The organism is Rhizobium sp. BK289 (genome assembly GCF_014193575.1).
In the GTDB taxonomy this organism is placed as follows: Bacteria; Pseudomonadota; Alphaproteobacteria; order Rhizobiales; family Rhizobiaceae; genus Rhizobium; species Rhizobium tropici_C.
On sequence record NZ_JACHZO010000002.1, the window covers coordinates 300196 to 325566 of the forward strand.

General features: G+C 59.3%; 25 protein-coding genes. 13 read left to right on the forward strand and 12 right to left on the reverse strand.

The features are described from left to right. Positions 1-184: 184 nt before the first annotated feature. The 5 genes from FHT84_RS05180 to FHT84_RS05200 form a co-directional block, all read right to left on the reverse strand. Complete coding sequence (locus FHT84_RS05180; RefSeq protein ID WP_145644372.1) at positions 185-1159, reverse strand: hypothetical protein; 975 nt, start codon at positions 1157-1159, stop codon at positions 185-187. An 82-nt stretch (positions 1160-1241) separates the two neighbouring features. After that, on the reverse strand, positions 1242-2174 hold the full coding sequence (locus tag FHT84_RS05185) for a hypothetical protein (protein ID WP_112343962.1): 933 nt from the start codon (positions 2172-2174) through the stop codon (positions 1242-1244). A gap of 132 nt (positions 2175-2306) precedes the next feature. Continuing rightward, a complete protein-coding gene (locus FHT84_RS05190; RefSeq protein ID WP_246698475.1) occupies positions 2307-3035 on the reverse strand; it encodes a phosphodiester glycosidase family protein in 729 nt (242 codons plus the stop codon). Positions 3036-3119: 84 nt separating this feature from the next. Further along, a complete protein-coding gene (locus tag FHT84_RS05195; RefSeq protein WP_112343961.1) occupies positions 3120-3812 on the reverse strand; it encodes a 4Fe-4S dicluster domain-containing protein in 693 nt (230 codons plus the stop codon). A 101-nt stretch (positions 3813-3913) separates the two neighbouring features. Beyond that, positions 3914-5494, reverse strand: a complete 1581-nt coding sequence (locus FHT84_RS05200) for a trimethylamine methyltransferase family protein (protein ID WP_112343960.1) — start codon at positions 5492-5494, stop codon at positions 3914-3916. Between the two features lie 257 nt (positions 5495-5751). On the opposite strand from FHT84_RS05200, the gene FHT84_RS05205 reads away from it, so the two are divergent. After that, a complete protein-coding gene (locus FHT84_RS05205; RefSeq protein WP_069613213.1) occupies positions 5752-6453 on the forward strand; it encodes a B12-binding domain-containing protein in 702 nt (233 codons plus the stop codon). Positions 6454-6517: 64 nt separating this feature from the next. Here FHT84_RS05205 and FHT84_RS05210 read toward each other — a convergent pair whose 3' ends face one another. Then, the gene (locus FHT84_RS05210; protein ID WP_041677911.1) at positions 6518-6676 is read right to left on the reverse strand and encodes an entericidin A/B family lipoprotein; all 159 of its coding nucleotides are present in this window, start codon (positions 6674-6676) and stop codon (positions 6518-6520) included. 18 nt (positions 6677-6694) lie between these two features. Between FHT84_RS05210 and FHT84_RS05215 the strand changes: the two genes are divergently transcribed. The 7 genes from FHT84_RS05215 to FHT84_RS05245 all read left to right on the forward strand — a co-directional run bounded on the left by FHT84_RS05215 (position 6695) and on the right by FHT84_RS05245 (position 13009). Continuing rightward, a complete protein-coding gene (locus tag FHT84_RS05215; protein WP_112343959.1) occupies positions 6695-7333 on the forward strand; it encodes a DUF1638 domain-containing protein in 639 nt (212 codons plus the stop codon). Between the two features lie 234 nt (positions 7334-7567). After that, entirely contained in the window at positions 7568-7870 is a 303-nt protein-coding gene (locus FHT84_RS05220; RefSeq protein ID WP_112343958.1) for a virulence factor, read from the forward strand. Further along, a complete protein-coding gene (locus FHT84_RS05225; protein ID WP_112343957.1) occupies positions 7863-8441 on the forward strand; it encodes a methylenetetrahydrofolate reductase C-terminal domain-containing protein in 579 nt (192 codons plus the stop codon). Before FHT84_RS05220 ends, FHT84_RS05225 begins: the two co-directional genes overlap by 8 nt. Positions 8442-8444: 3 nt before the next feature. Further along, a complete protein-coding gene (locus tag FHT84_RS05230) occupies positions 8445-9551 on the forward strand; it encodes a methylenetetrahydrofolate reductase (protein WP_112343956.1) in 1107 nt (368 codons plus the stop codon). 103 nt (positions 9552-9654) lie between these two features. Further along, positions 9655-10623, forward strand: coding sequence for a methyltetrahydrofolate cobalamin methyltransferase (locus FHT84_RS05235; RefSeq protein WP_112343955.1), 969 nt, complete (start codon positions 9655-9657; stop codon positions 10621-10623). Position 10624: 1 nt separating this feature from the next. After that, the gene (locus FHT84_RS05240) at positions 10625-10954 is read left to right on the forward strand and encodes a hypothetical protein (RefSeq protein WP_112343954.1); all 330 of its coding nucleotides are present in this window, start codon (positions 10625-10627) and stop codon (positions 10952-10954) included. Between the two features lie 54 nt (positions 10955-11008). Then, complete coding sequence (locus tag FHT84_RS05245; protein ID WP_183761388.1) at positions 11009-13009, forward strand: ASKHA domain-containing protein; 2001 nt, start codon at positions 11009-11011, stop codon at positions 13007-13009. Between the two features lie 18 nt (positions 13010-13027). Here FHT84_RS05245 and FHT84_RS05250 read toward each other — a convergent pair whose 3' ends face one another. Next, positions 13028-13927 carry a LysR family transcriptional regulator gene (locus FHT84_RS05250; protein WP_112343953.1) on the reverse strand — a complete coding sequence of 300 codons (900 nt, stop codon included), beginning with the start codon at positions 13925-13927 and terminating at the stop codon, positions 13028-13030. Positions 13928-14049: 122 nt separating this feature from the next. On the opposite strand from FHT84_RS05250, the gene FHT84_RS05255 reads away from it, so the two are divergent. The 3 genes from FHT84_RS05255 (at position 14050) to FHT84_RS05260 (ending at position 15888) form a co-directional block, all read left to right on the forward strand. Beyond that, entirely contained in the window at positions 14050-14295 is a 246-nt protein-coding gene (locus FHT84_RS05255; protein WP_112343952.1) for a hypothetical protein, read from the forward strand. A gap of 129 nt (positions 14296-14424) precedes the next feature. Further along, on the forward strand, positions 14425-14565 hold the full coding sequence (locus FHT84_RS31345) for a DUF1127 domain-containing protein (RefSeq protein WP_245430432.1): 141 nt from the start codon (positions 14425-14427) through the stop codon (positions 14563-14565). A gap of 303 nt (positions 14566-14868) precedes the next feature. Next, entirely contained in the window at positions 14869-15888 is a 1020-nt protein-coding gene (locus FHT84_RS05260) for a GlxA family transcriptional regulator (RefSeq protein WP_348627044.1), read from the forward strand. 33 nt (positions 15889-15921) lie between these two features. Here the strand turns inward: FHT84_RS05260 and FHT84_RS05265 are convergent, their stop codons facing one another. The 4 genes from FHT84_RS05265 to FHT84_RS05280 form a co-directional block, all read right to left on the reverse strand. Next, a complete protein-coding gene (locus FHT84_RS05265) occupies positions 15922-17253 on the reverse strand; it encodes a diguanylate cyclase (RefSeq protein WP_112343949.1) in 1332 nt (443 codons plus the stop codon). A gap of 186 nt (positions 17254-17439) precedes the next feature. Continuing rightward, complete coding sequence (locus tag FHT84_RS05270; protein WP_112343948.1) at positions 17440-18270, reverse strand: response regulator; 831 nt, start codon at positions 18268-18270, stop codon at positions 17440-17442. Between the two features lie 269 nt (positions 18271-18539). Further along, positions 18540-21128 (reverse strand): mechanosensitive ion channel family protein, encoded by a 2589-nt coding sequence (locus FHT84_RS05275; RefSeq protein ID WP_183761350.1) that lies wholly within the window; start codon positions 21126-21128, stop codon positions 18540-18542. A 373-nt stretch (positions 21129-21501) separates the two neighbouring features. Further along, positions 21502-22917: an FAD/NAD(P)-binding protein gene (locus FHT84_RS05280; RefSeq protein WP_112343946.1), complete on the reverse strand. Its 1416-nt coding sequence runs from the start codon at positions 22915-22917 to the stop codon at positions 21502-21504. Positions 22918-23501: 584 nt separating this feature from the next. Here FHT84_RS05280 and FHT84_RS31660 point away from each other — a divergent pair. Together FHT84_RS31660 and FHT84_RS05285 are read left to right on the forward strand one after the other, a co-directional pair. Then, complete coding sequence (locus FHT84_RS31660; protein ID WP_281411442.1) at positions 23502-23624, forward strand: hypothetical protein; 123 nt, start codon at positions 23502-23504, stop codon at positions 23622-23624. Further along, positions 23625-24842 (forward strand): SfnB family sulfur acquisition oxidoreductase, encoded by a 1218-nt coding sequence (locus FHT84_RS05285; RefSeq protein WP_112343945.1) that lies wholly within the window; start codon positions 23625-23627, stop codon positions 24840-24842. 15 nt (positions 24843-24857) lie between these two features. Here FHT84_RS05285 and FHT84_RS05290 read toward each other — a convergent pair whose 3' ends face one another. After that, the gene (locus tag FHT84_RS05290; RefSeq protein WP_112343944.1) at positions 24858-25325 is read right to left on the reverse strand and encodes an Rrf2 family transcriptional regulator; all 468 of its coding nucleotides are present in this window, start codon (positions 25323-25325) and stop codon (positions 24858-24860) included. Between the last annotated feature and the right edge of the window lie 46 nt (positions 25326-25371).

Below are 25371 nucleotides of genomic sequence, written 5' to 3' on the forward strand. Positions count from 1 at the left end.
TCGCTATAGGCGTTGCCGCCGATATGGCTTCGCCGATCGATCAGAAGCACGTTCTTCTGCAAGCTCGTTGGCCACCCGCTCCGCGATCGTCGCGCCATAAAAGCCGGCGCCAACCACAAGCAAGTCAAACATCGGCGAAATTGATCATGATCGCAAGACCAACCTTCTTGCCGCCAACTTTCGATCAGACCTGCCCGAATACACTGAAGACCTCCAGTTCGAACTTTGTCTCTTCGACGGCAATAGAGCGCCGGTAGACGCCGAAATCCTCGAACCTCTCCGGGAAATTCTGGATCACGTCACCGATCGCCCTTGAAATCTCGTGCATTCTTTGGAGATGGTTGCCGAACTTGTATTTGGCCGGAATGGGCAAATCCTCGAAATTGTTGGCCGAACCGTTCCGACCGGTGATCACGCAGCATCCGAGGAGCGCCGCTTCACGCGGCATGCGATCCTTGCCGGCATGCGGACCGAAGTCGACATAGAGCTTCGCCTGCGCCATGTTTTGGTGGACTTCCGTCGGCGACATGTTGCTCAGGATCTTGAATTCATATTGCGGAGACATGATCGCCAGTTGGCGCTCGAAAGCCTCGGCCTTGTCGTTGAACAGAACCAGATCGCGCCGCTGCTGAAGCGGCTGTGGCGCCACGTTGTTTGCCAGTGTCGTAAAATCCGAGATCCGCAAGACATCGCTGAAGCCCAAAACACTGAGCTGTGCCGTGGCATAAGCGGATTGCGACAACATCTTGCAGTCGTTCGCCAGAAGGAACTGCACGCCGCCCAACGGCATCAGATGTCCCATGCCGTAATCGAAACTCAACCACCAAAAGGCCTTAACCGCCTTCTTGAAGAGCGGAATCAGATGCGGCCATATCTCCGGAAATACCACGATCGCGTCTTCGTTGTCGATGATATAGTCCGAGCTTTCGGTCGCGTAGGCCCGATATTGCGGATGGATGGCATTCTCGTATTCCCGAAATACCATCGCTGTTTCCCCCTTAGGGGACGGCATCAGCGAGTGATCGGAACCGTTGGTATAGACCATTCTGGCGTTGCGCCCGATTTTGGTCAGCCTCGCGCAGAGCTGGTGAAGGGCTTCCGGGCCGCCCGTCATATGATTGGGTGGGCAGAGGATGTAGATCGTTTCATTTCCAGTCATAGTCGCAGTCCGCCTTCACATGTCGTTTGCCGATTCACCCGCCACAGGCGCCCGGTTCGCCGCCAAAATGCTCTAAAAAAACCTAGCCGCCCCTCGTCATCAAAGCGGAAAGGATGGCCGCCTGCTGGCGCTCGCACATGAGGCCGAAGCCGCGGCCCCCGATTGCCGACCGTCTCTCGTCGTCGCGAACGAGTTCGATGCAGGTTTCGACAAGCCGATCATAGTTGCAAAACGCCATTCCCTTGGCAAAAGCGGCCACTTCCGGGTCATGGATATTGCCCTCGCTGACGACACAGGCGCCATTGGCAAGCAGGAAGGAAACGCGGCAAATCTCGAAGATCGCGGCGTCGAAATGATGCACGTTGAGGACGATTTTGGAGCGCCCGATGAAGGCGTCGCGCTCGGTGCCGTAGACACCGAACAGGTGAACGAGGTTCAGCCCGCTTGCTTGCAGCGCCACAAGCACATTCTTGCGGCGTTCGTTGATCGAGCCGTAAAAGAGAACGTCGATATCCTTCACCGGCGCTTGCGGCACACGCGTCAGGTGCCTGTTGTATCCTACATCGAGAATTTCAGCGGGAACGCCGAACCTGGCCAGTCCCTGGCGATTGCGCTCGCTGTAATCGAGCACGGCGAATTTCTTGAGCAATCCGAGATAGCGATGATTGATCCAACTGCTTTCAGCCGAGACCTGCTCCATATTCACGATGATGCTCTCGGGCGGCAGCCATTGCGCTGCGACCGACGGCAGCAAATTTGCGCCGTAAACGATCGGCACCCGTCCGTTCCACTCTCGCGGATCGGTAACCAGAGGCGCGCTGCCGCCGAGTTCGGCAAAGGCGTAGTGGAGACCAAGGGCAACATCCTCGAAAGCGCGGCTGTGCACGTAGCCCTCTGGGCTGACGATCCAAATGCAGTGCCGATCCTTGTGATGCTCCCAACCGAAAGGAAAGGCTGGCAGGGCGTGTTCCGCGCCATGCGATGCGACAGTCTGCTTCTCCGCTTGCGCGTACATGTTGATCCTTCTCGAAGACTCGCTGGAACCCCTCGCTTGGAAACTGCGCGATGGGCCTTGCTCAAACCTTGCGAGGCCGAGAGCCGATGGAGAGCTTCGGGAAGGCATTCTTGCCTGTGTATGGAAGCTGCCCTAGCCTGGCAGCATTTGTGTTACCGCAATGATCGGACCGAGCGGAAACAGGCTGTCGCGCCTTTGCCATTCCGGTATGTCGATGCTGGAAATGCTGCCGTCGAGAAACAGCGCATTCGGACATTGCAGATCATCGCGGAACAGCGTCGCAAAATCGTGGAAGCGCACCGGGCCGTCGGAAATCGCAAACACGACGAGCCCATCGGCGGTGACGCCGACGCCGTTTCTCGTCTTGAGACTGGTGCTATCGGCCAGAAATGACGGATGAAGCTTGCCGTCGATGACGAGCATCGGGCCGGACTGAGTCGCATAGAACGGCTTTGTACCGGAAGCAGCGAAGGTCTTGCTTTCCACGATCCCGGCCTTGCCTCTATCGACATAGAAAACCCCGTTCGGCAAGAGATGGAAATTGCCCCAGCCCCTATTGGTGTTGATCGCCTTTACCTCGCGCCCGTTTTCGATGAAGAGACCAACAGGAGATTGATCATCGAGATACATGCCGCCATTCATGGCAAAGCGCACATAGACGCGATCCTGGCGCAGATCTATCTCCAGTGCCCGGAACGAGCCGTAAGGCTTGCCGTTGTGATCATTTTGGAAAATCTGGATGTCGTAACGGGCGGGATCGAAGGTGCAAACCGTGTAGCTGTCGCCGAGATGCTCAACCTTCCGGCAATCTTCGCCAGCCGAGGCGGTGGCGGCGAAGGCAAGAACGGCAAGGATGAGCATCAAACGAATCAAGCGCATAGCTCCGCACCAATAGCACAGGCCCTGGAATGCACCGCAATGCGGCGAAACGAGGAACCCGCGAGGCTAAAGCTGAAGTGCCGCCATATGGAATGCAAGCTGTTCGGCGGGATATCGATAGGTTGCACCGACAGGGCAGATGTTGCGTGCGAGGCAGCCGCCGACCATGCAGCCGGCCTGCCCCTCCTGCGTGCGCAAATGCGAGCGACAGGCCTGAACATCGAAACCGGTCGTGGTAATGGCCTCGACGGGACAGGCGGTGAGGCAAGGCTTCTCCACGCATGACGCGCATGGATGCGGAGAAGACGCTGTCGTCCGAGCCGCCTTTAAATCCTCGGCAAATCCCAGGGCACCACGATATCCATGCCATAGGCCGTATTCCGGATGGATCAATATGCCGAGCGGCGACGGCTGCAATCCCTCGGCCTGCATCGCCCAGCGCTGGAACGGCTGCCACGGGGGATCCGAAGGAAAATAAGCCGTGGCCCCCAATGTCTTTGCGACCGGACGGATGATCTCTTTCGACCAATCGTCGAGAGGATCGATGCGTGTCCCGTTGCCGGGCATATCTCGCCAAGCCGAAAATGCCGGCCAGATCGAGCCGCCGATATTGCCCAGCAGCGCGACGCTGCGCACGGGCGTGCCATTGGTCAGCAACGGTCCTTCGCCTTCATTGAAGGACACAACGCCTCGAACGAAAACTCCGTGGACGCCGAGCGCCGCACGGAGCTGTTCGAGTATGACAGGGCCGCGGCTCACCGTGGCCCCTTATATTGATAGTGCGGCCGCCAGACTTCCTTCTGGATCAGGTCGGCAACGCGTATGGCACCGCCTTGCTCCCTGGCGGCCTCGGGCTCTCTTCAGGTGAAGGCGTCCGGCATGGAATCCTTGCGCTTCTGGATATAGGCCAGAAGAGCCTCGTCGATGGCCGGATCGAGCGGCGGCGCTTCGTAATGATCGAGCCAGGAGCGGCAAAGTGCGTTGGCGCGCTGCTCGATGCGCTTCTGGCCTTCAATCTCCCACTGCTCGAAGGAGTTGTTGTCGGCGAGCGGCGAGCGATAGAAGGCGGACTGGAAATTCGCCTGCGTGTGGCCGCAGCCCAGATAATGGCTTCCCGGGCCGACTTCGCGGATGGCATCCAGTGCCTGGCCATTGTCGGAGAGATCGATACCTTCAGCCATCTTCTGCATCATGCCGAGCTGGTCCTGGTCGATCATGAACTTCTCATAGGAGGAGACGAGCCCCCCTTCGAGCCAGCCGGCCGCATGAAGCACGAAATTCGTGCCCGCCAGCAGCGTCATGTTCAAAGTATTGGCGGATTCATGCGCGGCCTGTGCATCCGGCACCTTCGACGCGCAGAGCGAACCGCCGGTACGGAACGGCAGGCCGAGACGGCGGGCAAGCTGCGCTGCACCGTAAGAAACAAGCGACGGCTCCGGCGTGCCGAAGGTCGGCGCGCCCGACTGCATCGAGATGGATGCGGCGAAGGTGCCGAACAGAACCGGCGAGCCCTTGCGGATCAGCTGCGTGAAGGAAGCTCCGGCCAGCACTTCGGCCAGAATCTGCGTCAGCGTGCCCGCGACCGTCACCGGGCTCATCGCGCCCGAGAGAATGAAGGGCGAAACGACCGAAGCCTGATTGTGCCGCGCATAGACCTTCAAGGCGCCAAGCATGGTCTCGTCGAACACCATCGGCGAATTGGCGTTGATGAGGTTCAGGGTTACGCAATTATTCTCGACGAAATCGTCGCCGAACACGATCTTTGCCATAGCGATGGTGTCTTCGGCACGCTCCGGTGCCGTGACCGAGCCCATGAACGGCTTGTCGGAATATTTGATATGGCTGTAGACCATATCGAGATGGCGCTTGTTGACCGGGATATCCACCGGCTCGCAGACCGTGCCGCCGGACGAATGCATCGACGGCGCCATATAGGCGAGCTTCACGAAATTGCGGAAATCTTCGATCGTCGCATAGCGGCGGTTGCCCTCGAGATCGCGCACGAAGGGCGGGCCGTAGACGGGCGCGAAGATCGTCGCCTTGCCGCCGACATGAGCGTTGCGGGCGCTGTTGCGCGCATGCCAGGTAAATTCCTTCGGCGCGGTCTTCAGAAGTTCGCGGCAAAGTCCCTTCGGAAAATGCACGCGCTGCCCGCGTACGTCGGCACCGGCGTCCTTCCAGAGCGCCAGAGCTTCCGCATCATCGCGAAACTCGATGCCGATTTCCTCCAGAACCCTGTCGGCATTGCGTTCGATGAGCTGCAGGCCCTCTTCGTCAAGCACTTCATAGACGCCGATCTTACGGGTGATATAGGGGAGCGAAGGACCCGGCCCGCCGCCGCTGCGCGAAGCGCGCCGCGCTGCCGCACCCCTGCCCTCGCTGCGCGAACGCCGTCCGCCGCCGTCATTGCCTGCAGCCGGTTGCTCAATCATATCGTCCATGATGTTTCCTCACTCCTGCGCATGAATGCGTCTATCAGGCTCCATGCTACCTGATTCCGACAAGCGGACGTTCCTTAATGCGCCAGCAATTAGCATAGGACAGACATCGGCTGACAATATCAACTGTTCTTCGTCCGTCGCGATTGTTCCGTGCGACGTCGCATTCAAAAAGAGTTTTGGCGGCCTTCCGGTCTATCCGTAATGGCGGCAGTGTTTTATACAAGTCTCTGATGCTGCACGAAAATGGGATGGAGCGCATGTCTGACGACGAAATCATTCTCTCGGAACTTTCTGATGAAGAGCTCGTGCAGCAGATGCATGACGATCTGTATGACGGTTTGAAGGAAGAAATCGAGGAAGCGACCAATATCCTCCTCGAACGCGGCTGGGCTCCTTACGATGTCCTGACCCAGGCGCTGGTCGAGGGCATGCGCATCGTCGGCATCGATTTCCGCGACGGCATTCTCTTCGTTCCGGAAGTGCTGCTTTCGGCCAATGCGATGAAGGCAGGCATGGCGATCCTGCGGCCGCTGCTGGCACAGACCGGCGCCCCCAAGCTCGGCAAGATGGTGATCGGCACCGTCAAGGGCGACATTCACGACATCGGCAAGAACCTCGTCGGCATGATGATGGAAGGTGCCGGTTTCGACGTCATCGACCTGGGGATCAACAACCCGGTCGAAAACTATCTTGACGCCATCGAACGCGAACAGCCTGACATTCTCGGCATGTCGGCGCTGCTGACGACCACCATGCCCTACATGAAGGTCGTGATTGATACGCTGAAGGAAAAGGGCCTGCGCGACGACTATGTCGTGCTGGTCGGCGGCGCACCGCTGAACGAGGAATTCGGCAAGGCCGTCGGTGCCGACGCCTATTGCCGCGACGCAGCCGTGGCGGTCGAAACCGCCAAGGAATTCATGAAGCGCAAGCACAACAGCCTGGCTGCCGGCGCCTGATCGCTTTATTTCTCCGAGCCGGCGACGAAAAGGTTGTCGCCGGCCCGTGGACATCCCAAATGAGTTACTGAGCAGCCTTCTTGACGGTATGACCGGCGTCTTCCGTCGCATTGACGGCGTTTGCCGTATCCCTGCCCATGCCACGAATGGTGTTGGAGCACGAAGCAAGCACCATAAGCACGGCGAAGGCAGCGGCGATTTTGCTTGTTGTCGATACGGTCATCATCAGGAGCCCCTTTGAATGGATGTTGATCGGCAAGATTCGGAGAAAAACCCTCCGCGCGATAAACGCGCCGCAACTCAAAAAGTTCATGTGATCGCGTGCGGCGCAATCGCGCGCGAAATACTGGCGATCGTCAGAATAAACAGCCTCGACCACATCGACCTGCACTGTCTTCCCGCAATCTACCATTCCTATCCGCAGAGGATCGCGCCGGCGCTGGAACAGGCGATCGTCGATGCCCGCTCGCGCGGGTTCGACAAGATCTTCATCGGTTATGCAGATTGCGGCACCGGCGGCGATATCGACAGGATTTGCGAGCGCGAGGGGATAGAACGCCTGTCCGGCCCGCACTGTTACTCCTTCTTTACCGGCAACGAAGCTTTCGCGGCGCGTGAGGATGATATCACCTCGTTTTTCCTCACCGACTTTCTGGCCCGCCAGTTCGAATCCTTCGTCGTCGTCCCACTGGGTCTGGATCGTCATCCCGAGCTGCGCGATATGTATTTCGGCAACTATCGCAAGGTCGTCTACCTTTCGCAGGAAGAGGATCCCGCCTTGCAGGCGAAGGCGAAGGAAGCCGCCGCCTATCTCGGCCTTGACTATGAATATCGCTTCACCGGCTACGGCGACCTTGCCCGCGAACTGTCGGTCGTCTGATTGCGGCGCCCTGTCGTTTCTCGCCCGCTGCTGCTTTGTCGCCACCGACATGCTGGACGAGTGAGGCACATTCAATCACAGTTCGAACCCGGTAATTTCAAAGGAAAATGCCCGTTAGGAACGCTTGCGGACAAGCTTTTCATGCGGCGTCGCTTTTCGGCATGTGCCGCGTCGTGGCGAGCGCAGTCCAATGGTCTGCCGGCGTGCATTCTGGCGTGAAGAGGAGATTTGTGCATGGCAGATCGCATTGTCGTCTACTGGCGGGACATTCCGGCCCAGGTGATTATCAAGAAGGGCAGGCAGACGGCAAAACGTGAGCTTTCGCTACGCTTTACCGAAGCAATAGACATGTGCGCCATGCGCACCGGCGCCGCCGAAACCGACGACTACCTGGCCGAATGGCGCAAGGCGGATCCCGTGCCGGTCTCCGACGATCTCGAAGCCGAGGCGGACAAGGCGGCGAGCGAATTCGAGGCCGCCTATGATCGCGAGCGGCTGGTGGCACTGGTGAAATCCGGAGGCCGCGACAATGGCTGATGCCGTTCAGAAGCCCGGCAATGCCGCCGCGGGCGCAAAGGCGGCCAGCGGCGCCTATACCCCAGCCGGCGTCTCGCCCAACCGCCGCGCCCGACGCAAATATACCGTTCGACTCTGGGCCGTCCGTCATTCGCGCTTCTTGGAATGGTTCTACCGTCGTTTCGCCGACGCTTTCCTGCTGCTTCATCCGCTGTGGAAGGCACTCGGCTATGACCGGGTGGAGCGCCCGATCACCTTCATCGAACGCAATGTGAAGGGCTTCCTGTTCGATTGCCGCATGTGCGGCCAGTGCGCTCTGTCGTCGACGGGCATGTCCTGCCCGATGAACTGTCCCAAGCAGCTGCGCAACGGTCCGTGCGGCGGCGTTCGCGCCAATGGCAATTGCGAAGTGGAGCCCGATATGCCTTGCGTCTGGGTGCAGGCCTGGAACGGTTCTAGGAACATGACCCACGGTGACGCGATCCTCAACGTGCAGAAGCCCGTGAACCAGTCGCTGCGCGAAACCTCCTCGTGGCTCCGCGTCACGGCTGAGGCCGCTGCATCCCGCGAAACGGCAAGCAAGGAAGCCTGAGCGATGGCGCATATCGATGAAAATCCGCTTGGTGCGCATCTGCCGCTCGATCCCCTGCCCGGCCACTCCTCGCTCGGGCGGCTGGAACGCGTGCTTCGCCGCGGCGAGTTTGCCGTCACCGCCGAACTGAACCCGCCCGACAGTGCCAATCCGGAAGACGTCTACGAACGTGCTGCGATCTTTGATGGCTGGGTAGATGGCATCAATGCCGTCGATGCTTCCGGTGCCAACTGTCATATGTCGTCGGTCGGGATCTGCGCGCTGCTGACGCGGATGGGCTATGCGCCCATCATGCAGATCGCCTGCCGCGACAAGAACCGTATCGCCATCCAAGGCGACGTGCTGGGTGCGTCGGCCATGGGCGTGCAGAATATCATGTGCCTGACCGGTGACGGCGTGCAGGCCGGCGACCAGCCCGGCGCCAAGCCGGTCTTCGATCTCGATTGCATGTCGCTGCTCGAAACCGTACGCATTATGCGCGACAACGCCAAATTCCTTTCCGGCCGCAAGCTGACGTCGCCGCCGAAGGTCTTTCTCGGCGCCGCCATCAATCCCTTCGCGCCGCCCTACGACTTCCGCCCCTATCGGCTGGCAAAGAAGATCGAGGCCGGGGCGCAGTTCGTCCAGAGCCAGTATTGCTACGACGTGCCGATGTTCCGCGAATACATGAAGAAGGTGCGCGATCTCGGCCTCCACGAAAAATGCTTCATTCTCGTCGGCGTCGGCCCGCTCGCCTCGGCAAAGACCGCCCGCTGGATGCGCTCCAACGTACCGGGCGTCCATATTCCCGATGAGGTCATCAAGCGCATCGAGGGTGCACAGGATCAGAAGAAGGAAGGCAAGCAGCTCTGCATCGACATCATCAACGAGGTGAAGGAGATCGAGGGCGTTTCCGGCATTCACGTCATGGCCTATCGCCAGGAAGAATATGTCGCCGAAATGGTGCATGATTCCGGCGTTCTGAAGGGCCGCCAGCCTTGGAAACGCGAGGCGAGCCGCACCGATGCTCTCGTCGCCGAGCGGCTGCACCAGATCAGCGAAGGCAGAGAAGAAAACCAGCAGGCAATGGCGGAGATCGCCGCACATCATACGCCGCCGCAGGCACATTGAATTCGAGACGATAGCAGCAGGCCAGGAGAGGAACCGGCCGGCTTGTAACCCAGATCACCGCACGATAGACCAGCTATCGGGCCAACTGACCAGAGGATCAGATATGACGCGTACCATCGTTGCCTCCGCCACCCGCGAGATCATCATAGGCTTCGACCAGCCCTTCTGCGTGATCGGCGAGCGCATCAACCCGACGGGGCGCAAGAAGCTCGCTGCAGAGATGATCGAAGGCAATTTCGACACCGTCATCAAGGACGCGCTGGAACAGGTCGCCGCCGGTGCGACCATGCTCGACGTCAATGCGGGCGTCACCTCGGTCAACCCGAACGAGACCGAACCGGGCCTACTGGTACAGACGCTTGAAATCGTGCAGGGTCTGGTCGACGTCCCCCTTTCGATCGACAGCTCGGTCACGGCGGCGATCGAGGCTGCCCTCAAGGTTGCCAAGGGCCGGCCGTTGGTCAATTCGGTCACGGGCGAAGAGGAAAAGCTCGAAGCCATTCTGCCGCTGGTCAAGAAATACGATGTGCCCGTCGTCGCCATCTCGAACGATGAGACCGGTATTTCCATGGACCCGGACGTCCGTTTCGCGGTTGCAAAGAAGATTGTTGAGCGCGCCATGGATCACGGCATCAAGCCTGAGGACATCGTCGTCGACCCGCTCGTCATGCCGATCGGGGCGTTGGGCGATGCAGGCCGTCAGGTTTTCGCGCTGCTGTACCGCCTGCGCAATGAACTCAAGGTCAACACGACCTGCGGCCTTTCCAACATCTCCTTCGGCCTGCCGCATCGCCACGGCATCAATGCGGGCTTCATCCCGATGGTCATCGGCGCGGGCATGACCTCCGCCATCATGAATCCCTGCCGCCCGCAGGAAATGGAAGCCGTGCGCGCCGCCAACGTGCTGAATGGCACGGATGCCAATTGCACCAACTGGATCATGACCTATCGTGACTACAAGCCGGCCGAAGGCGGCGTTGCAGCTGCCGCAGCCACGGCAGCCCCTGCCGCCGGCGGCGGACGCCGTGGCGGTCGGGCAGCGCGCGCCGGTGCGGGAGCAGCGAGGGAATAAGATGGCATCCGGTCGCGGCCTATCCAACGATCTTGCCACGCTTTGGCTGCAGGCGCCCGTCGTGATCGCCATACGGCTGCAGCAGATGTGGATGGACGCGCTGTCCGGCAGCGTGAACGCCGCCGAAATGAACCGGATGATCTCGGAGAAGATGATGGCTGCAGCGGAAAGCGCCGTTGCCGTCAACGCAGCAATGGTGCAACAGGGTTTCGCGGCTCTGACGGCCGCAGGCGAGACAAGCCAGCGCAGCATCGCCGATGCGGTCGCCCACGCCGCGATAAAACCCTATAGCAAGCGCGTTCGCTCGAACGTGCGCCGTCTTAGCAAATAGAAAGGCTGATCCGTGGCCGACGCCAGCGACAGCGCCAAACCTCTCGTCCTTTTCATGCCATCCGGCAAGCGCGGCCACTTCCCCGTGGGAACGCCCGTACTGGAGGCAGCCCGTCAGCTCGGCGTCTATGTCGAAAGCGTCTGTGGCGGCCGGGCCACCTGCGGTCGCTGCCAGGTCTCCGTGCAGGAAGGCAATTTCGCCAAGCACAAGATCGTCTCGGCCAATGACCATCTTTCGCCAATCGGGCCGAAGGAAAAGCGCTATGCCGAGGTGCGCGAACTGCCTGAAGGACGCCGCCTCTCCTGCTCCGCGCTGATCCAGGGCGATCTGGTCATCGACGTGCCGCAGGATACCGTCATCAACGCGCAGGTCGTGCGAAAAGCAGCCGACGAACGCGTCATTGCCCGCGATGCGGCCGTGCACATGTGCTACGTCGAGGTCGAGGAGCCCGATATGCACAAGCCGCTTGGCGATCTGGATCGCCTGAAGGCGGCAATCGCGGCGGATTGGAAATACGATAATCTCGAAGTGGATTTCCACCTTATCCCGCAGGTGCAGTCGATCCTGCGCAAGGGCGAATGGAAGGTGACCGCCGCCATTCATCGTGATCAGGATAGCGAGCGCCCTCGCCTGATCGCGCTCTATCCCGGCCTGAAGAACGAAGCTTACGGCATTGCCTGCGATATCGGTTCGACGACGATCGCCATGCATCTGTCGTCACTGCTGTCGGGCAGAACCGTCGCGTCGGCTGGCGCCTCCAACCCGCAGATCCGCTTCGGCGAGGATCTGATGAGCCGCGTCTCCTATGTGATGATGAACCCGGACGGCCGCGAGGCGATGACCAACGCCGTTCGCGAAGCCTTGAACGGCTTGATTGACAAGGTCTGCGCCGATGGCGGCGTGTCGCGTCAGGATATTCTGAACGCCGTCTTCGTCGGCAACCCGATCATGCACCACCTGTTCCTCGGCATCGACCCGACCGAACTTGGTGGCGCACCCTTTGCGCTTGCCGTATCCGGCGCAGTACATCTGAAATCGGCCGACATCGGCCTGCCGATGAATGCCGGCACGCGCATCTACATGCTGCCCTGCATCGCCGGCCATGTCGGCGCCGATGCGGCTGCCGCAACACTCGCCGAAGGGCCGCATCGCCAGGATGAGATGATGCTGCTGGTCGACATCGGCACCAATGCCGAGATCGTGCTCGGCAACCGCCATCGTGTCGTCGCCGCCTCTTCGCCGACCGGACCCGCCTTCGAAGGCGCAGAGATTTCCAGCGGTCAGCGCGCTGCCCCAGGAGCGATCGAACGCGTGCGCATCGATCCCGTCACACTGGAGCCTCGCTACCGTGTCATCGGCATCGAACCGTGGGCGGACGAGCCAGGCTTCGAGGAAGCGGCCGCCAAGGTCGGCGTGACCGGCATCTGCGGCTCGGCGATCATCGAGGTCGTCGCCGAAATGTTCCTCACCGGCATCATCTCGAAAGATGGCGTGGTCGATGGCACTATGGCGGCGCGTTCGCCGCGCATCCTGCAGAATGGCCGCACCTACTCCTACCTGTTGCGCGATGGCGAACCGCGCATCACGGTTACGCAGAACGATATCCGCGCCATTCAGCTTGCCAAAGCCGCGCTTTATGCCGGCGTCAAGCTGTTGATGGATAAGCAGGGCATCGATCACGTCGACCGCATCGGCCTTGCCGGCGCCTTCGGCACTTTCATCGATCCGAAATATGCGATGGTGCTTGGGCTCATTCCCGACTGTGAACTCGACAAGGTCAAGGCCGTCGGCAATGCCGCCGGCACTGGCGCGCGCATGGCACTGCTCAATCGCGGCCATCGTCGCGAGATCGAAGAAACCGTCAGGAAAATCGAGAAGATAGAGACGGCGCTTGAATCAAAGTTTCAGGAACATTTCGTCTACGCCATGGCTTTGCCGAACAAGGTAGACAGCTTCCCGGAACTTTCGAAGGTCGTCACCCTGCCCGAGCGCAAGCAAATCTCCGACGATGGCGGAGAAGGCGGCGGCCGCAGGCGTCGCCGCAGCCGCGAATAGGAAATGGCTGGCCGCGTATCACGCGGCCATTTTGCGCCCGATCTCGACGAAGGCTTGGCGGATGCTGTCTGCCACCGCCTTCATCGGCCCGGTCATCTGCGATGCCGTCAGCAGGCGAATATCGAAAGGTGTCAGCTCCGGCAATCCCTCGTTCGGCCCAAGGATCTCCATATCTTCCGTGACGTAGGACCGTGGAAACGGCGCGATGGCGAGATCGGAAACCACGGCGGCGCGTTGCGCCATCGTATGGGCGCTGAGATAGGAGACGCGATAGGGCCGCTTCTGCCGTTCCAGCTGTGCCATCGCCTCCGATCGCCAGATGCAGCCTTCCTCCCAGATGGAAATCGGCAGTGGATCGCGGCGATAGGCCGTGCCGCACTTGGCGCCGGCCCAGACGAGACGCTCCGTATAGATCACCTCACCCTCGGTCGGGAAAGGCCGCGTCGCGCAATTGATCAGCGCGAGATCCAGCCGCTGCTCCTCGATCCGCTTCTTGAGCTGGATGCTCATATCGACGACGACATCCACCATGATGCCCGGATAGCTCTCTGAAAAACTCCTGAGAATCGTCGGCAGCAGGCGCTCGCCGATATCGTCGGGAGCGCCAAGCCGTACCACACCACTGAGTTCAGGCATGATGAAGCGCGAGACAGCCTCGTTGGAGAGCGCCAGAATATTGCGCGCATAAGAAAGCAGCATCTCGCCGTGCTGCGTCAGGCTGACCGAGCGCGCATCGCGCAGGAACAGCGTCACGCCGAGTTGCTCTTCCAGTTTCTTGATCTGCATGGAAACGGCCGACGGCGTGCGAAAGACAGCATCGGCGGCAGTCGAAAAATTACCCGTTTCGGCGATCGCGACAAAGGTACGCAGAACTTCATTGTCAAGCAACGGTATGGGCCGGCGGAACGGTACGGTCATATCGATTACCTTTCAATTTTTCTGATCCTAAGCACCATATCATTTCATTTGTCTGAATGTCAACGAAGCACCATATTAGACCTAATGGAAATTCGTCGCAGACAGCCCAAAGGAGTAAAATCATGGCTGGCACGGTATCAAACGAAGCCTCACGGCTGTTCTCTCTGTTACGCCTTCGCAAAATACAGCGCATGGCACAGCATACGCTAGACGAGATTGCCACCAGGTTCCCCGCTCATCTGATCGATGATGTCAATGCACGCGGCCTTCCGCCGGATCGCACATTATCAGCGCTGGAGCGAAAACCCGGCAGGCTGCGTTCGTTCAAGAATACTAATGGCAGCTATAAGATCTATTCGTTTGATTGATGGATCTGCCGAGCCCATATTAAACCCGTGACATTTTGAGCGGTTGACACTGAAAGGACCCTGAAAATGACGACCATCAGTTATAGACACACCGGCACGCGGAACCCATTTCCGTCAAGCGGAAGTTACATGCCCTTCTTTTCCCGTCTTGCAAATCGCTGGCAGCAGTGGCGCTCCCTTCGTGAGCTGGAATCTCTGTCCGATGATATGCGCAAGGACTTGGGTTGGCCGGCCGCAAACGAAGTCAAGAAGCCGAAAGCCACCCGATGAGAATCAAAGAGCATAACGACTGAAGGCGACGCTCAACCCGAACGAGCGTCGCCTTTTGAACATTTGCGCATCCAGATGCGAACCGCGCTTTAATCTTGAGAATTACCCGCAAATATATTTTGCCGCTTGAGCATATCGCTCGGCTCCGCTTCGCTTCCCTCCTGTAGCCCCCTATTTTTCATGGTAGACGCAAATATCCCTTTGCGGCCGCGATTATCCATGCCAATGTCGCTTATAGACCATCGGACCGACGTATTTGACGCAAGGAATACGTAACGGCCCTGGAGCATGGATTTTCACGACATGAGCAAGACCCCGATCAAGACGCGTTCCCTGGTTTTCTTCCTCGTCCCGCATTTCACCATGCTGCCGTTTTCCGCCGCGATCGAGACGCTGCGGATTGCCAATCGCATGCTGGGCTATCCCGCCTACACATGGCGACTTGCCTCGACGGATGGTCAGAAAGTCTATTCCTCCAGCGGCATCGGATTGGAGGTCAATTCCTCCCTCACGGACGAGCGCCGCTATCTCGGCGGCGAGAACCGCCCGAACATGGTACTGGTCTGTTCCGGCATCTATGTCGAAGAGTTCCACAACAAGTCCGTCAACGCCTGGCTGCGCGAGACGTACAATCGCGGCGTCGCCGTCGGCAGCCTCTGTACGGGCGCGCATGTGCTTGCCCAGGCGGGTCTGTTGAACGGCAAGCGCTGTGCGATCCACTGGGAGAACCTGCCAGGCTTTTCGGAAACTTTTCCGCAGGCGGAAGTCTATGCCGATCTCTACGAGGTCGACAGCAATCTCTATACCTGCGCTGGCGGCACCGCCTCGCTCGATATGATGCTGAACCTGATCGGTCAGGACTTCGGCGAAAACCTTGTCAATCGCGTCTGCGAACAGCAGCTGACCGATCGCGTGCGCAGCCCGCACGATCGCCAGCGCCTGCCGCTGCGCGCGCGTCTCGGCGTGCAGAATTCGAAGGTGCTGTCGATCATCGAGCTGATGGAAAGCAATCTCGCCGAGCCGCTGTCGCTTCTGGAAATCGCCGACGATGCCGGCCTGTCGCGCCGCCAGATCGAGCGCCTGTTCCGCCAGGAAATGGGCCGCTCTCCAGCCCGTTACTATCTTGAAATTCGCCTGGATCGCGCCCGGCATCTGCTCGTGCAATCCTCCATGCCGGTCGTGGAGGTCGCTGTCGCCTGCGGCTTCGTCTCCGCCTCGCACTTCTCCAAGTGTTATCGCGAACTCTATAACCGCTCGCCCCAGCAGGAGCGCGCCGAGCGCAAGCTGACCATGTCGACGAACCGCACGGGGATCGTCGTCTAAAAGGCCCGAGCAATCAAACTATGGCGGCGCAGCCTATTGCGCCGCCTCCTGAGCCATCTTGAAGTCGGAATAGACCTGATTGCGACCGTTGTGTTTCGCCATGTAGAGAAACTGGTCGGCGGCGTTGAGATAGTTGTCGAAGGCTTCGTATCCGGCGATCTCGGCAACACCGATGGAAACGGTCACCGACAATTCCTCGTCATCGGCATGGACCTTCAGATCCGCAAGACTGAGGCGGACCTCGTCGCAAAGCGCGGTCGCCGCGCGTGAGTTCATTTCGGTAAAGAGAATGGCGAACTCCTCGCCGCCGAGACGGGAGAGCAGGTTGTCGCTGCCTTCAAAAAGCGCACCAAGCCTGCCGGCAACGGCCTTCAACACCTGATCGCCGATCTCGTGACCGTAGGTATCATTGAGATTCTTGAAATGATCGATATCGAGGATGGCGACCGAACTCGGACGCTGCCGGCGCAGGCATTCATTTACGAGACGTGGACCGTGGTCGTAGAAGTAACGCCTGTTATAAAGACCCGTCAGATAATCGCTTGCCGCCGCGGCGCGCAATTGCTTCAGCTGCGCCAAAGTCTCGACGTTCAACGCTATACGGCATTGCAGTTCCTCTGGAACGAAGGGGCGATAGATGAAGTCGCTCGCACCGGCCTTCAAGAAGGTCGCGGACAACAATCGGTCATTCGACGACGAAATGCCGATGATCCGCATCCGGTCCGAACCAAAACGGTGGCGGATGCGGCGTGTCAGTTCGTGCCCATTCATATCGGGCATGTTGTAGTCGGTGACGACGACTTCGATATCGCCGAACTCCTCGAGCGCCGCCAAGGCTTCGATACCGGTACCGGCCTCGGTGACTTTGAATTGTTGGGCATATAGCAAATCCGTCAGCATCTTTCGGGCCGACGGCAGATCATCCACGACCAGAACGCGCGTCGATCGATTGGCAATGGCGCGCCGGACGGATGAGACCAGATTGTCGAGCGCAAACTCGCCGTCCTTGAGCACGTAATCGACGACGCTGCGCTCCATGATACGGTTGCGTGTCGCGACATCGAAAGAGGCTGTGAAAACGATAGTGGGAATATTGTGGGCGACCGCGACATCCAAAGCTTCGCCATGGGGGGCGTCGGGCAAATTGAGGTCGATCACAGCCATGGTGAAGCCATCACCGGCATTCATCAGCGCCTCATTCAATATTTTCAACGATGGGCAATGCGTGACCGCCAGGCCGAGCTCGGTCTCGAACCGATGTGAAAGCACGGCGGAAAACATACGGGAATCCTCCACCAGAAGTATCTTCCGGTGACCGTCGCGGTGGCCGCTGCCATCGCCCGGAGATCCCACATGCAGTACCATTTCCCTTCAATTCCTCCCACGCCATAGGCGCCTGAATCTCTGTCAATCGCAGGGTCTGCCAAACCGTTCCTCACTTCATCCTGAACAGGATTCGTGAAAAAATTGGAACCATAGATTGCGGAGATTTATACAAAAATGATTTTTCCTCACATTTTTTTGCAGCCGACGCGCCCGTTGCTGCAGCGCCTACGCGGTTTCCTCGACTTTACGCGCAGTCTGGATTTGCAGCAGCGTATCGAGATTCTGATTCACGCGGCAGTAGAATTCCTCGTCGATGAATGGCCGCAGGATAAAGTCGTTGCCACCGGCCTTGAGGAAGCGTGCCGACAGCAGTCGGTTGCTGGACGATGAAACGCCGATGATGCGCAGCTGATGCGAGCCCGTGGTGGCGCGAATGCGCCGCGTCAGCTCGAAGCCGTCCATGTCGGGCATGTTATAGTCCGTGACCATAAGGCCGATATCCGGATTGGCTTTCAGGATGTCGAGGGCCTTGGCGCCGCTCTCGGCAACGCTGACACGGAAGTTATAACGCTTCAGGCGGCTGGACAGCAAAGCGCGCGCCGTAGCACTGTCATCGACGATCAGCACATGATGGCGGTGGTTGGTGAGAAAGCGGCAGATCGACTCCGCCAGCATGTCGACCGCAAACACATTGTCCTTGAGAATGTAGTCGACGACATCCCTGGCGATCAGCTCGTCGCGCGTACCTTCCAGGAAGGTGCCGGTGAAAGCGATGGTCGGAATGCTGAGATCGACCAGATAAGCTAGGGCTTCGCCCTTCTCGGCTCCCGGCAGGTTCATATTCGAGATCGCCAGCTTGATCGGCTCGGACGACTTGTCATAGGCAAGCTGCAATTCCTCGAAGTTCCGACAAATCTCGACATCGATGTCCAGAAGCTCCTTGAGCCTGGCTCGGATCATCGCGGTAAATAGATTGGAATCCTCGACGAGAAGAATGCGCGAGCCGGCAAGAGACGCGCCGGAATATTGCATCCCCGAAACACCCAGAAATGGCATAATGAAAACCTGTTATTGAAAATGATCCCCTCTGTACTTTTCTAGTACAAAGCTTTTGCGGATTCATTAAGCCGACTGGTTTCCCATAGATGAAGAAAGATAGATGAAGAAAGGCGGGCATCCGCCGCGGACGCACGCGAATGTTCGGGCCCTTGGAACCGGTCGATAATCGTCAAGCATGAAGCATCGCGTGCCGCTGATCTCGGCTACAAGCCCCGGCCCGGCCCACCGACATACGGTATAAACCAGGTCGGAACCTGCTGCCCGGCTCATTCCGCTGCGGTTCTGCCGCGGCGACGGCCGGCACCCTTAACCTCGGAAGCATTCTCCTCGGACGGAGCAGCACCTTCCGCCGCATCGGCCTCCGGACCATTGGCGGAATCCGTCAATACGCTGGCCGCAATATCACCGTGCCGCTCTCTCCTGCCATCGCGTACGATATGCAGCTCCTGATGCGGATAGGGAATGGCAATCCCCTCTTCCTTGAACCGCTTCAGGATTTCGATGCGCAGATTGTTGCGGATCTCCATGCCGTCGGAAAGATCCGAGAGGTAGAAGCGCATCTCGAAATCGAGCGATGACGGACCGAAGCGCAGGAACTCCACGTGCGGTTCGGGATTTCTGAGAACCTTCGGGATCGCGCGCACCAGTTCCAGCAGAATATCCATGACCTTGCGCGGATCGGCATCGTAGCTGACGGATACCGGAATTTCCGAACGGCCGAGGCGGTTGCGATGCGTCCAGTTGCCGACGGAAGCGTTGATGAGTTCGGAATTCGGCACGATGATCGACTGTTTTCGAAAGGTCTCGATCTCCGTCGCGCGCACCGAGATGCGCTTGACGATGCCTTCCGAAGTACCCGACACGATCCAGTCACCGACCTTGAAAGGCCGTTCGACCAGAAGGATCAGGCCGGACACGAAGTTCGACACGATATTCTGCAGGCCGAAACCGATACCGACCGAAAGGGCACTCGCGACGAGCGCGAGGCTGGACAAATCGATGCCGGCAGCGGAAATGGCAAAGATGGCCGCCAAGGCTATGCCGAGATAGCCGATACCGGTCCTCACGGAGTTGCGGACGCCGAGATCCACCTGCCCGCGCGCCATGACATTGCTGTCGAGCCAGCGCTGGAACCAGCGCGTGACCAGATAGCCTCCGGCAAACAGCAGAATACCGACGAAGATGCCGAGCAGCGAGATCGACATGTTGCCGATCTTGATCTCGGTAAACAGCCGATAGGCGAAGACTTCCAGATCCTGGATATGGAAGCCCCAGAACAGCAGAATCAGCGGAATGCCCGTCAGCAGCGCGACGGCATAGGTCGCGAGCCCGGCAGCAAGGCCGGCCTGATCGAGCGCCACTTCGCGAAGCTTCAGCCGGTTTTCCAGAAAGCGGCCGATGATCGTTTCGGCAAAGACGCCCTGCTTCGACACGGCCTTGCCGAGCTGGAAGCCGAGATACATGGTCGCGATGACGGCGCTCGTCACGATCATCTGCGTTGCCATGAAGCGGGCGAGACCGACATAGCCGATGAACGAGATGAAGATCACCAATATGCCGAGAACACGGAGAATGATGGCCATGCCGTGCGGCCAATGCCGCCCAGGCGCATCCGGATCGCCATTCTTGGCCAGCATCGGCGAGCCGAACGAGGCGGCAATCAGAATGAGGCCGATCAACAGCGCCGCCAGGAAGCTCTTTGCCACTGTGACGACGACGGGCGAACCCATGGATTCGCTGATGCGGTCGAAGACGTAGTCCAAACCATTGACCACGGCCATTGCCTGCAGGCACCAGGCCAGCGAATGCGCGCCCTTGTTCGACAGCTTGACGAGGCGCCAGTGTGGCCGGAACGGCGCAAAGACGGCGTTGCTCAGGCGGCCGACGAAATAGACAAGCCCGATGAAACCGAAGACCGCCGCCAGAATCGGCGCGATATCCGGCCGCAGCACATTGAAATTCGAAAGGAAAAAGAACGACGTGACGAGAAATGCCGCCAGCGACAGCGTGCGGATCAGCGTCGACCAGAAGGCGACGGAGAGCCGGCTGATATAGGGCGGATTCTCGATGGCCTCGTCCTGCACATAATAGCGGCGGAACAGCCTGTAGCCACCGACAAGGAATAGCAGTGCCGCGCCGATCGAGAGACAAACGGCGGTGAGGAACGAAACAAGCTTGGCTTTCAGTACGAAGCCGATCCAGCTCGCCACGGCGCCGCTGAACTTGACGCCCTCATCGACGAGAGCCGCACCCGCGTCGTCGAATGTGGCACCGGAAATCTCCGTTCGCTTGAACAATGTCTCTGCGAACAGCCTTCGACGCATCTCCATGAGCTGCATGGAAAGTCGATTGGTCTCTGCAGTCAGATTATCGGCATCGAGGATCACGGCACTGATCTGCGCGCGCTCGGCATTGAGCCGGTCGCGCTCCTGCGCGACGATCGGTGCTTCCGGCGGCTGGCCCTCTTTGGGAGCGGCGCCCAGCTGGGCCAGGCGCGTATCGATCTCGGCGGTGCGGGGTTTCAGGCGCGCTGAAATTGCAGTGACGGAGCGATTGAGATCGTCGACACGGCCTGACAGCGCCACCAGCGTCTCGTCATCGCTACCCGATTGCTTTGCGCTCTCCTGGAGGGTGTCGTATGTCTTCTTTACCTTGTTGAGATCGGCAACGGCCGCATCCAGCAACCCGTTTGCAAGCTGTGTGGGCTGTTGCTGGTCCGTTTGTTGCGGCTGCTGGGCCGGCTGTTGATCCTGCGCAAAAGCATAGCCGCCAGCCTGTGGAAGGGTGGCAGTAACGGCTCCCAATCCCAATAGCAAAAGGGGCAGCAGAAAAAGACGGCATTTCAGCGGGCGCAAGCAAAGCTCCTCGTCGCACGTAACTCGCAGGCAGCGGATGACCGAATCGCCGAAGAAAATCGAGAACCGAGTCTTCCTGAAGTGTGATTGCGAATTTCATAGTCTTTACGCGTACGCCTTGTAAGACAAAGAAAGGCGACACAAAGGCATTCCACGCCTTTATCCCATCCAGAATAGCGCCAGAAGCCGGATATTGCCCGCCTCATCACGAAGACAACGTGTCGGACTGCTCATGCCTGTCCGCAAATAGGCCAGGTAAATGCCTTGGCAATGGGGCGTCCATGGCCGTCTGCTCCAGGATATCAGGATAAAAGCCACCCCTTCGACAGGCCGGGATCGGCGAGCCGACTTGCTTAAGCCAGGCAGAGAAACGTTAGCCGGCCTTGCACTGCGGATGAAAACGTTCCGCCATGTTTTCGGCTGCGGCATAGGCCTGGGTGACGATCTCCGGCACCAGATCGATATCGGGGAGGCTGCCAAGCCCCAAGGGACCGATGGCGAAAAGCCCTTCCGTCGTGCGGCCATTGACCTCGAGCGCACCACTCGCCTCGACGGCCAGACCGAGGCCGAGTTCGTCGGGTACCGCAAGGCCGGCGTCGATCAGGCTGCGCAGCAACGGCGCATTCAGATCGGGCGCCTGGCATCGACAGTCGATGACGTCATCGGCGTAGAGCTGCTCGGGTTCCGATCGGCCCGCGGGTCTCAAAACCATCCCGGTCGGCGTCCGCCGGATGAAATGACCTCGCTGCAGCAAGGTATTCCCCTCGGCCAGCTCCTGCTTCAGGCGGACGTGCAGCGCTTCGGGCAGTCGGTTACGATGACTGTCGTAGAGTGCCCGCAGATGACGGTTGAACTGTTGCTTCTGACCGGCGGGCAAGGACCGCCAGAGCGATCGCGCATGCTTGCGCAAGCCATTCATGACAGCCTGCCAGCTTTGGCCGCTTGCCTCCGCCTCCTCGCAGGCCTGACGGATAAAGCGAACGATCTCGCTGAGATTGCCAGGCATCTTATCGGCAGGGAAGACCGGATCGGCATTGTTGCGTGTGTGGCTTTGCGGCAGGAAGCCCCGCCTTGAAACGATGGTGATCTGCCCGGCATAGCCATTGTCGCGCATCTGCAGCAGCCGGTCGACGACGCGCAGGCCGCTGCCGAGCAGGATCGTATGCGGGCGTGAAACCAAGCGCCGCGCCCGCACTGTCGTCGGGGTATTCACGAGATCGCTGGCCTGCGATTCCTGATCGGTGATGCCGTAGCCGGTCGCCACTACCACCATGTCGAACGGCGCATTGACGGCACCATCGCTTTCCACCACGAAGCGGCCGCCGCGAACGCGGCGAAGCCCGAAGACCGTCTCGCTGCTGACCTGTACCGTAACATCGCGACGGGATGAGAAGGCCTCGGAAAAACGCTGATAGACGTAGTCGCTAAAAATGCTCTTCGGCACAAAGATCTGCAGAAAACTGGGTATGGCGGCAGGAACGGCGCTGCGAAACGGCGCATTGCTGCAAAGCCATTGATTGAAATCATCGGGATCGCCGGCCGAAACCGAAAGATCGCGAACGCGGCTGTTGAGAATCTCGCTGCTATGGCCCGAGGCCAGCGCCTGACCGCCGCTGACGCGGGAATTGGGATCGAAAAGCTGCAGATGGAACGGAAAACGCACTGTCTTCATCAGGGCGATCGCCATCATCATGCCGGAAAAGCCGCGCCCGATAACGGCAATGCGCGGCATCACGTAAGACTGTGCCGCCGCGTTCGTCCTGGCGGAAAAAAATCCCTGAACCGTCATATCAACTCCTGGGGCGAGAGGTGGTCGATCATGCCTTTCCTGGGGCTTGCTCACTTTACGGGCTCAGAAACTCAAACTCCGATATCTGGTGCTCGGCAGCCGAAAAACAGTGGCTGACAAAACGCACGGAAGCCGTTTCAGTTCTCAAAACTCGGCGCATCCTCTCAATTGGATATCTCGTCCGCTGAGAGATGCGACAGGCAGGTCCAACTCTGATCTGAGATCAGATGCCTGCAATCGGCCGCCTATTGCTTCTCGGAAGCCGTCAAGGCGGCGGGATTATTGCCATTGTCTACTTATTTAGTCGTATATGAAAGCGCGAAAATGCGCCGCTAGCAAGTGCTTTCTTGTCCTGACAGGATCAGCCTGGCGATGTTGCGACGCGAAAACGCCGCGGGATTGGCTGTCTCCTTGTGGATGACCACCAGGTCAATCGGCGGAAAAGGAATAGCATTTCATAGCCCTGAAGCCCCATGTGGCATCGCTTTCGATAATGACGGACGGGAAGATGAAAGCTGCGAAGCTCGCTGCCGCGCAACTGCATATCGACCGCTCGCTTACAATTTCTACATTTGGCGCCTATCATGTCCCAGGATGTGGCGCGCACAACCGAGGAAGATCCGTGGTATGCCGCCTCGATGGAAAAGCGAATCCTGGTGATTTATCGCGCCTGGAAGACTGATCCGGCGCAGGCCGAGGAGTGGTGAATGGGGACTGTTTCGCAGTTGCGCGAACGCGTCAGGCCGCCCGCGCATCGCGTTCAAAGCGAAGAGGAAGCGCTCGATATTGCCCGATCACTCGCGGCTGATTTCGCGCAGCAGGCAAGCGACCGCGATATCAACCGCATCCTGCCCTATGACGAGATCGAGGCGTTGTCCATATCAGGCCTCCTCGGCATTTCAGTGCCTTCGGAGCATGGCGGCATCGATATTTCGAACTGCGTTCTTGCGGAGGTCATTGCCATATTGGCGGAGGCCGATCCTTCCATTGCGCAGATATTGCAGACGCATTTTCACGTGCTGGAGGCGATCAGGATTGCCGGCAGTGAGGAACAACGGGCATCCCACTTCGAACGAGCCATTGCAGGCGATCGCTTCGGCAGCGTCTTTTCCCAACCCGAGACCGGCGGGGCGGATCAGGATGGCCTGCATCTGTCACCGGAAGGGCTCGGCTTTCGCCTCAACGGCCGGAGCCTGCCTTCCGCCAGCATCCTGTTCTCGGACTGGGTCGCACTGTTCATTCCGGACCGGCGCAACGGGCTGATGGCAGCCATCCTGCCGAGAAATACCGAGGGCATTCAGATCATCGACGACTGGGACGGTTTTGGTCAAAGAACATCCGGAAACGGCACGACCATATTGCATAATGTTTATCTCAGCGCCGATGCCCTGCTCTCGCAGCACGAGAAGCTGACGGAGCCCACTGTGATCGACTGCGTGAGCCAACTCACCCATGCCGGCATCAATCTCGGCATCGCCCGATCCGCACTTGCGACGACCATGGAGTTCGTGCGGGCCAATCCTCACCTATCGGCGGATAACAGTTCCAAGCGGGCCGTGGACGATCCATTGCTGGTGACGAGAATCGGCGAGATTGCCATTCGGATCGAGGCCGCAACAGCGATCGTGGAGCGTGCCGGCAGCAAGATCGATGCCGCCCAGATCAACCTCACCGAGGATCACGTCATCGATGCTGCGCTCTCCGTTGCGGCGGCCCAGGCGATTACCGCTGATATCGCTATGGAAGCATCCAATACGCTGTTCGATCTTGCCGGCGCGACGTCGGCGCGCATCGGGCTCAATCTCGACCGCCACTGGCGCAACGCCCGCATTCACACACTGTCTGATCCCGCGCGCAAAACGCACAATATCGTCGGCAATTACCATCTCAACGGCATAAAGCCGGCAAGAAACTCGCTCGTCTGAAAAATGTAGGGACGGTCAGCCGATCTGCGAGGCGCGGTGGTCTTCACGCTCCGGTATCTCGATATCCGCGCCGCCGGTAACAAACTGTTCCAGCGACATGTTGTCGAGAATCTCCGCAATGGCGTCACGCACCTCCGTCATGGAGCGCCGCACCTGACAGCGCTCGGGATCGGAACAGTCGTCACAGGCTTCGTAGGCCGTACGGCTGGCGCAGCGGATCGGCGCCAGCGGGCCGTCCAGGGTGCGAATGACATGACCGATGCGGATTTCCGATGCCGGACGCGACAACGAATAGCCGCCACCCGGCCCCTTTTTGGAGCGCAAGACGCCGGCATTGCGCAATTCGAGCAGGATGGTATCGAGAAACTTCTTCGGGATATTGTTGCGCAACGCGATATCGTTGATGAATGCCGTTTCCCCAGGACCGAGGCGCGCAAGATCCACCAACGCCTTCAGTCCGTATTTTCCTTTTTTCGTAAGCATCGCCGTCCGCTTTACTGCAAAGTCGATTGTTGAAACCCGGCTTGGC

What these genes read in the sequence shown, in the direction of transcription:
- FHT84_RS05220 (WP_112343958.1), top strand. Translation starts at nt 7,568, where the DNA reads ATGGCAGATCGCATTGTCGTCTACTGGCGGGACATTCCGGCCCAGGTG.
- FHT84_RS05290 (WP_112343944.1), bottom strand. Translation starts at nt 25,325, where the DNA reads ATGCTTACGAAAAAAGGAAAATACGGACTGAAGGCGTTGGTGGATCTT.
- FHT84_RS05180 (WP_145644372.1), bottom strand. Translation starts at nt 1,159, where the DNA reads ATGACTGGAAATGAAACGATCTACATCCTCTGCCCACCCAATCATATG.
- FHT84_RS05240 (WP_112343954.1), top strand. Translation starts at nt 10,625, where the DNA reads ATGGCATCCGGTCGCGGCCTATCCAACGATCTTGCCACGCTTTGGCTG.
- FHT84_RS05205 (WP_069613213.1), top strand. Translation starts at nt 5,752, where the DNA reads ATGTCTGACGACGAAATCATTCTCTCGGAACTTTCTGATGAAGAGCTC.
- FHT84_RS05190 (WP_246698475.1), bottom strand. Translation starts at nt 3,035, where the DNA reads ATGCTCATCCTTGCCGTTCTTGCCTTCGCCGCCACCGCCTCGGCTGGC.
- FHT84_RS05285 (WP_112343945.1), top strand. Translation starts at nt 23,625, where the DNA reads ATGGGGACTGTTTCGCAGTTGCGCGAACGCGTCAGGCCGCCCGCGCAT.
- FHT84_RS05210 (WP_041677911.1), bottom strand. Translation starts at nt 6,676, where the DNA reads ATGACCGTATCGACAACAAGCAAAATCGCCGCTGCCTTCGCCGTGCTT.
- FHT84_RS05250 (WP_112343953.1), bottom strand. Translation starts at nt 13,927, where the DNA reads ATGACCGTACCGTTCCGCCGGCCCATACCGTTGCTTGACAATGAAGTT.
- FHT84_RS31660 (WP_281411442.1), top strand. Translation starts at nt 23,502, where the DNA reads ATGTCCCAGGATGTGGCGCGCACAACCGAGGAAGATCCGTGGTATGCC.
- FHT84_RS05265 (WP_112343949.1), bottom strand. Translation starts at nt 17,253, where the DNA reads ATGGTACTGCATGTGGGATCTCCGGGCGATGGCAGCGGCCACCGCGAC.
- FHT84_RS05235 (WP_112343955.1), top strand. Translation starts at nt 9,655, where the DNA reads ATGACGCGTACCATCGTTGCCTCCGCCACCCGCGAGATCATCATAGGC.
- FHT84_RS05270 (WP_112343948.1), bottom strand. Translation starts at nt 18,270, where the DNA reads ATGCCATTTCTGGGTGTTTCGGGGATGCAATATTCCGGCGCGTCTCTT.
- FHT84_RS05280 (WP_112343946.1), bottom strand. Translation starts at nt 22,917, where the DNA reads ATGACGGTTCAGGGATTTTTTTCCGCCAGGACGAACGCGGCGGCACAG.
- FHT84_RS05230 (WP_112343956.1), top strand. Translation starts at nt 8,445, where the DNA reads ATGGCGCATATCGATGAAAATCCGCTTGGTGCGCATCTGCCGCTCGAT.
- FHT84_RS05225 (WP_112343957.1), top strand. Translation starts at nt 7,863, where the DNA reads ATGGCTGATGCCGTTCAGAAGCCCGGCAATGCCGCCGCGGGCGCAAAG.
- FHT84_RS05245 (WP_183761388.1), top strand. Translation starts at nt 11,009, where the DNA reads ATGCCATCCGGCAAGCGCGGCCACTTCCCCGTGGGAACGCCCGTACTG.
- FHT84_RS31345 (WP_245430432.1), top strand. Translation starts at nt 14,425, where the DNA reads ATGCCCTTCTTTTCCCGTCTTGCAAATCGCTGGCAGCAGTGGCGCTCC.
- FHT84_RS05200 (WP_112343960.1), bottom strand. Translation starts at nt 5,494, where the DNA reads ATGGACGATATGATTGAGCAACCGGCTGCAGGCAATGACGGCGGCGGA.
- FHT84_RS05260 (WP_348627044.1), top strand. Translation starts at nt 14,869, where the DNA reads ATGAGCAAGACCCCGATCAAGACGCGTTCCCTGGTTTTCTTCCTCGTC.
- FHT84_RS05215 (WP_112343959.1), top strand. Translation starts at nt 6,695, where the DNA reads ATGGATGTTGATCGGCAAGATTCGGAGAAAAACCCTCCGCGCGATAAA.
- FHT84_RS05185 (WP_112343962.1), bottom strand. Translation starts at nt 2,174, where the DNA reads ATGTACGCGCAAGCGGAGAAGCAGACTGTCGCATCGCATGGCGCGGAA.
- FHT84_RS05255 (WP_112343952.1), top strand. Translation starts at nt 14,050, where the DNA reads ATGGCTGGCACGGTATCAAACGAAGCCTCACGGCTGTTCTCTCTGTTA.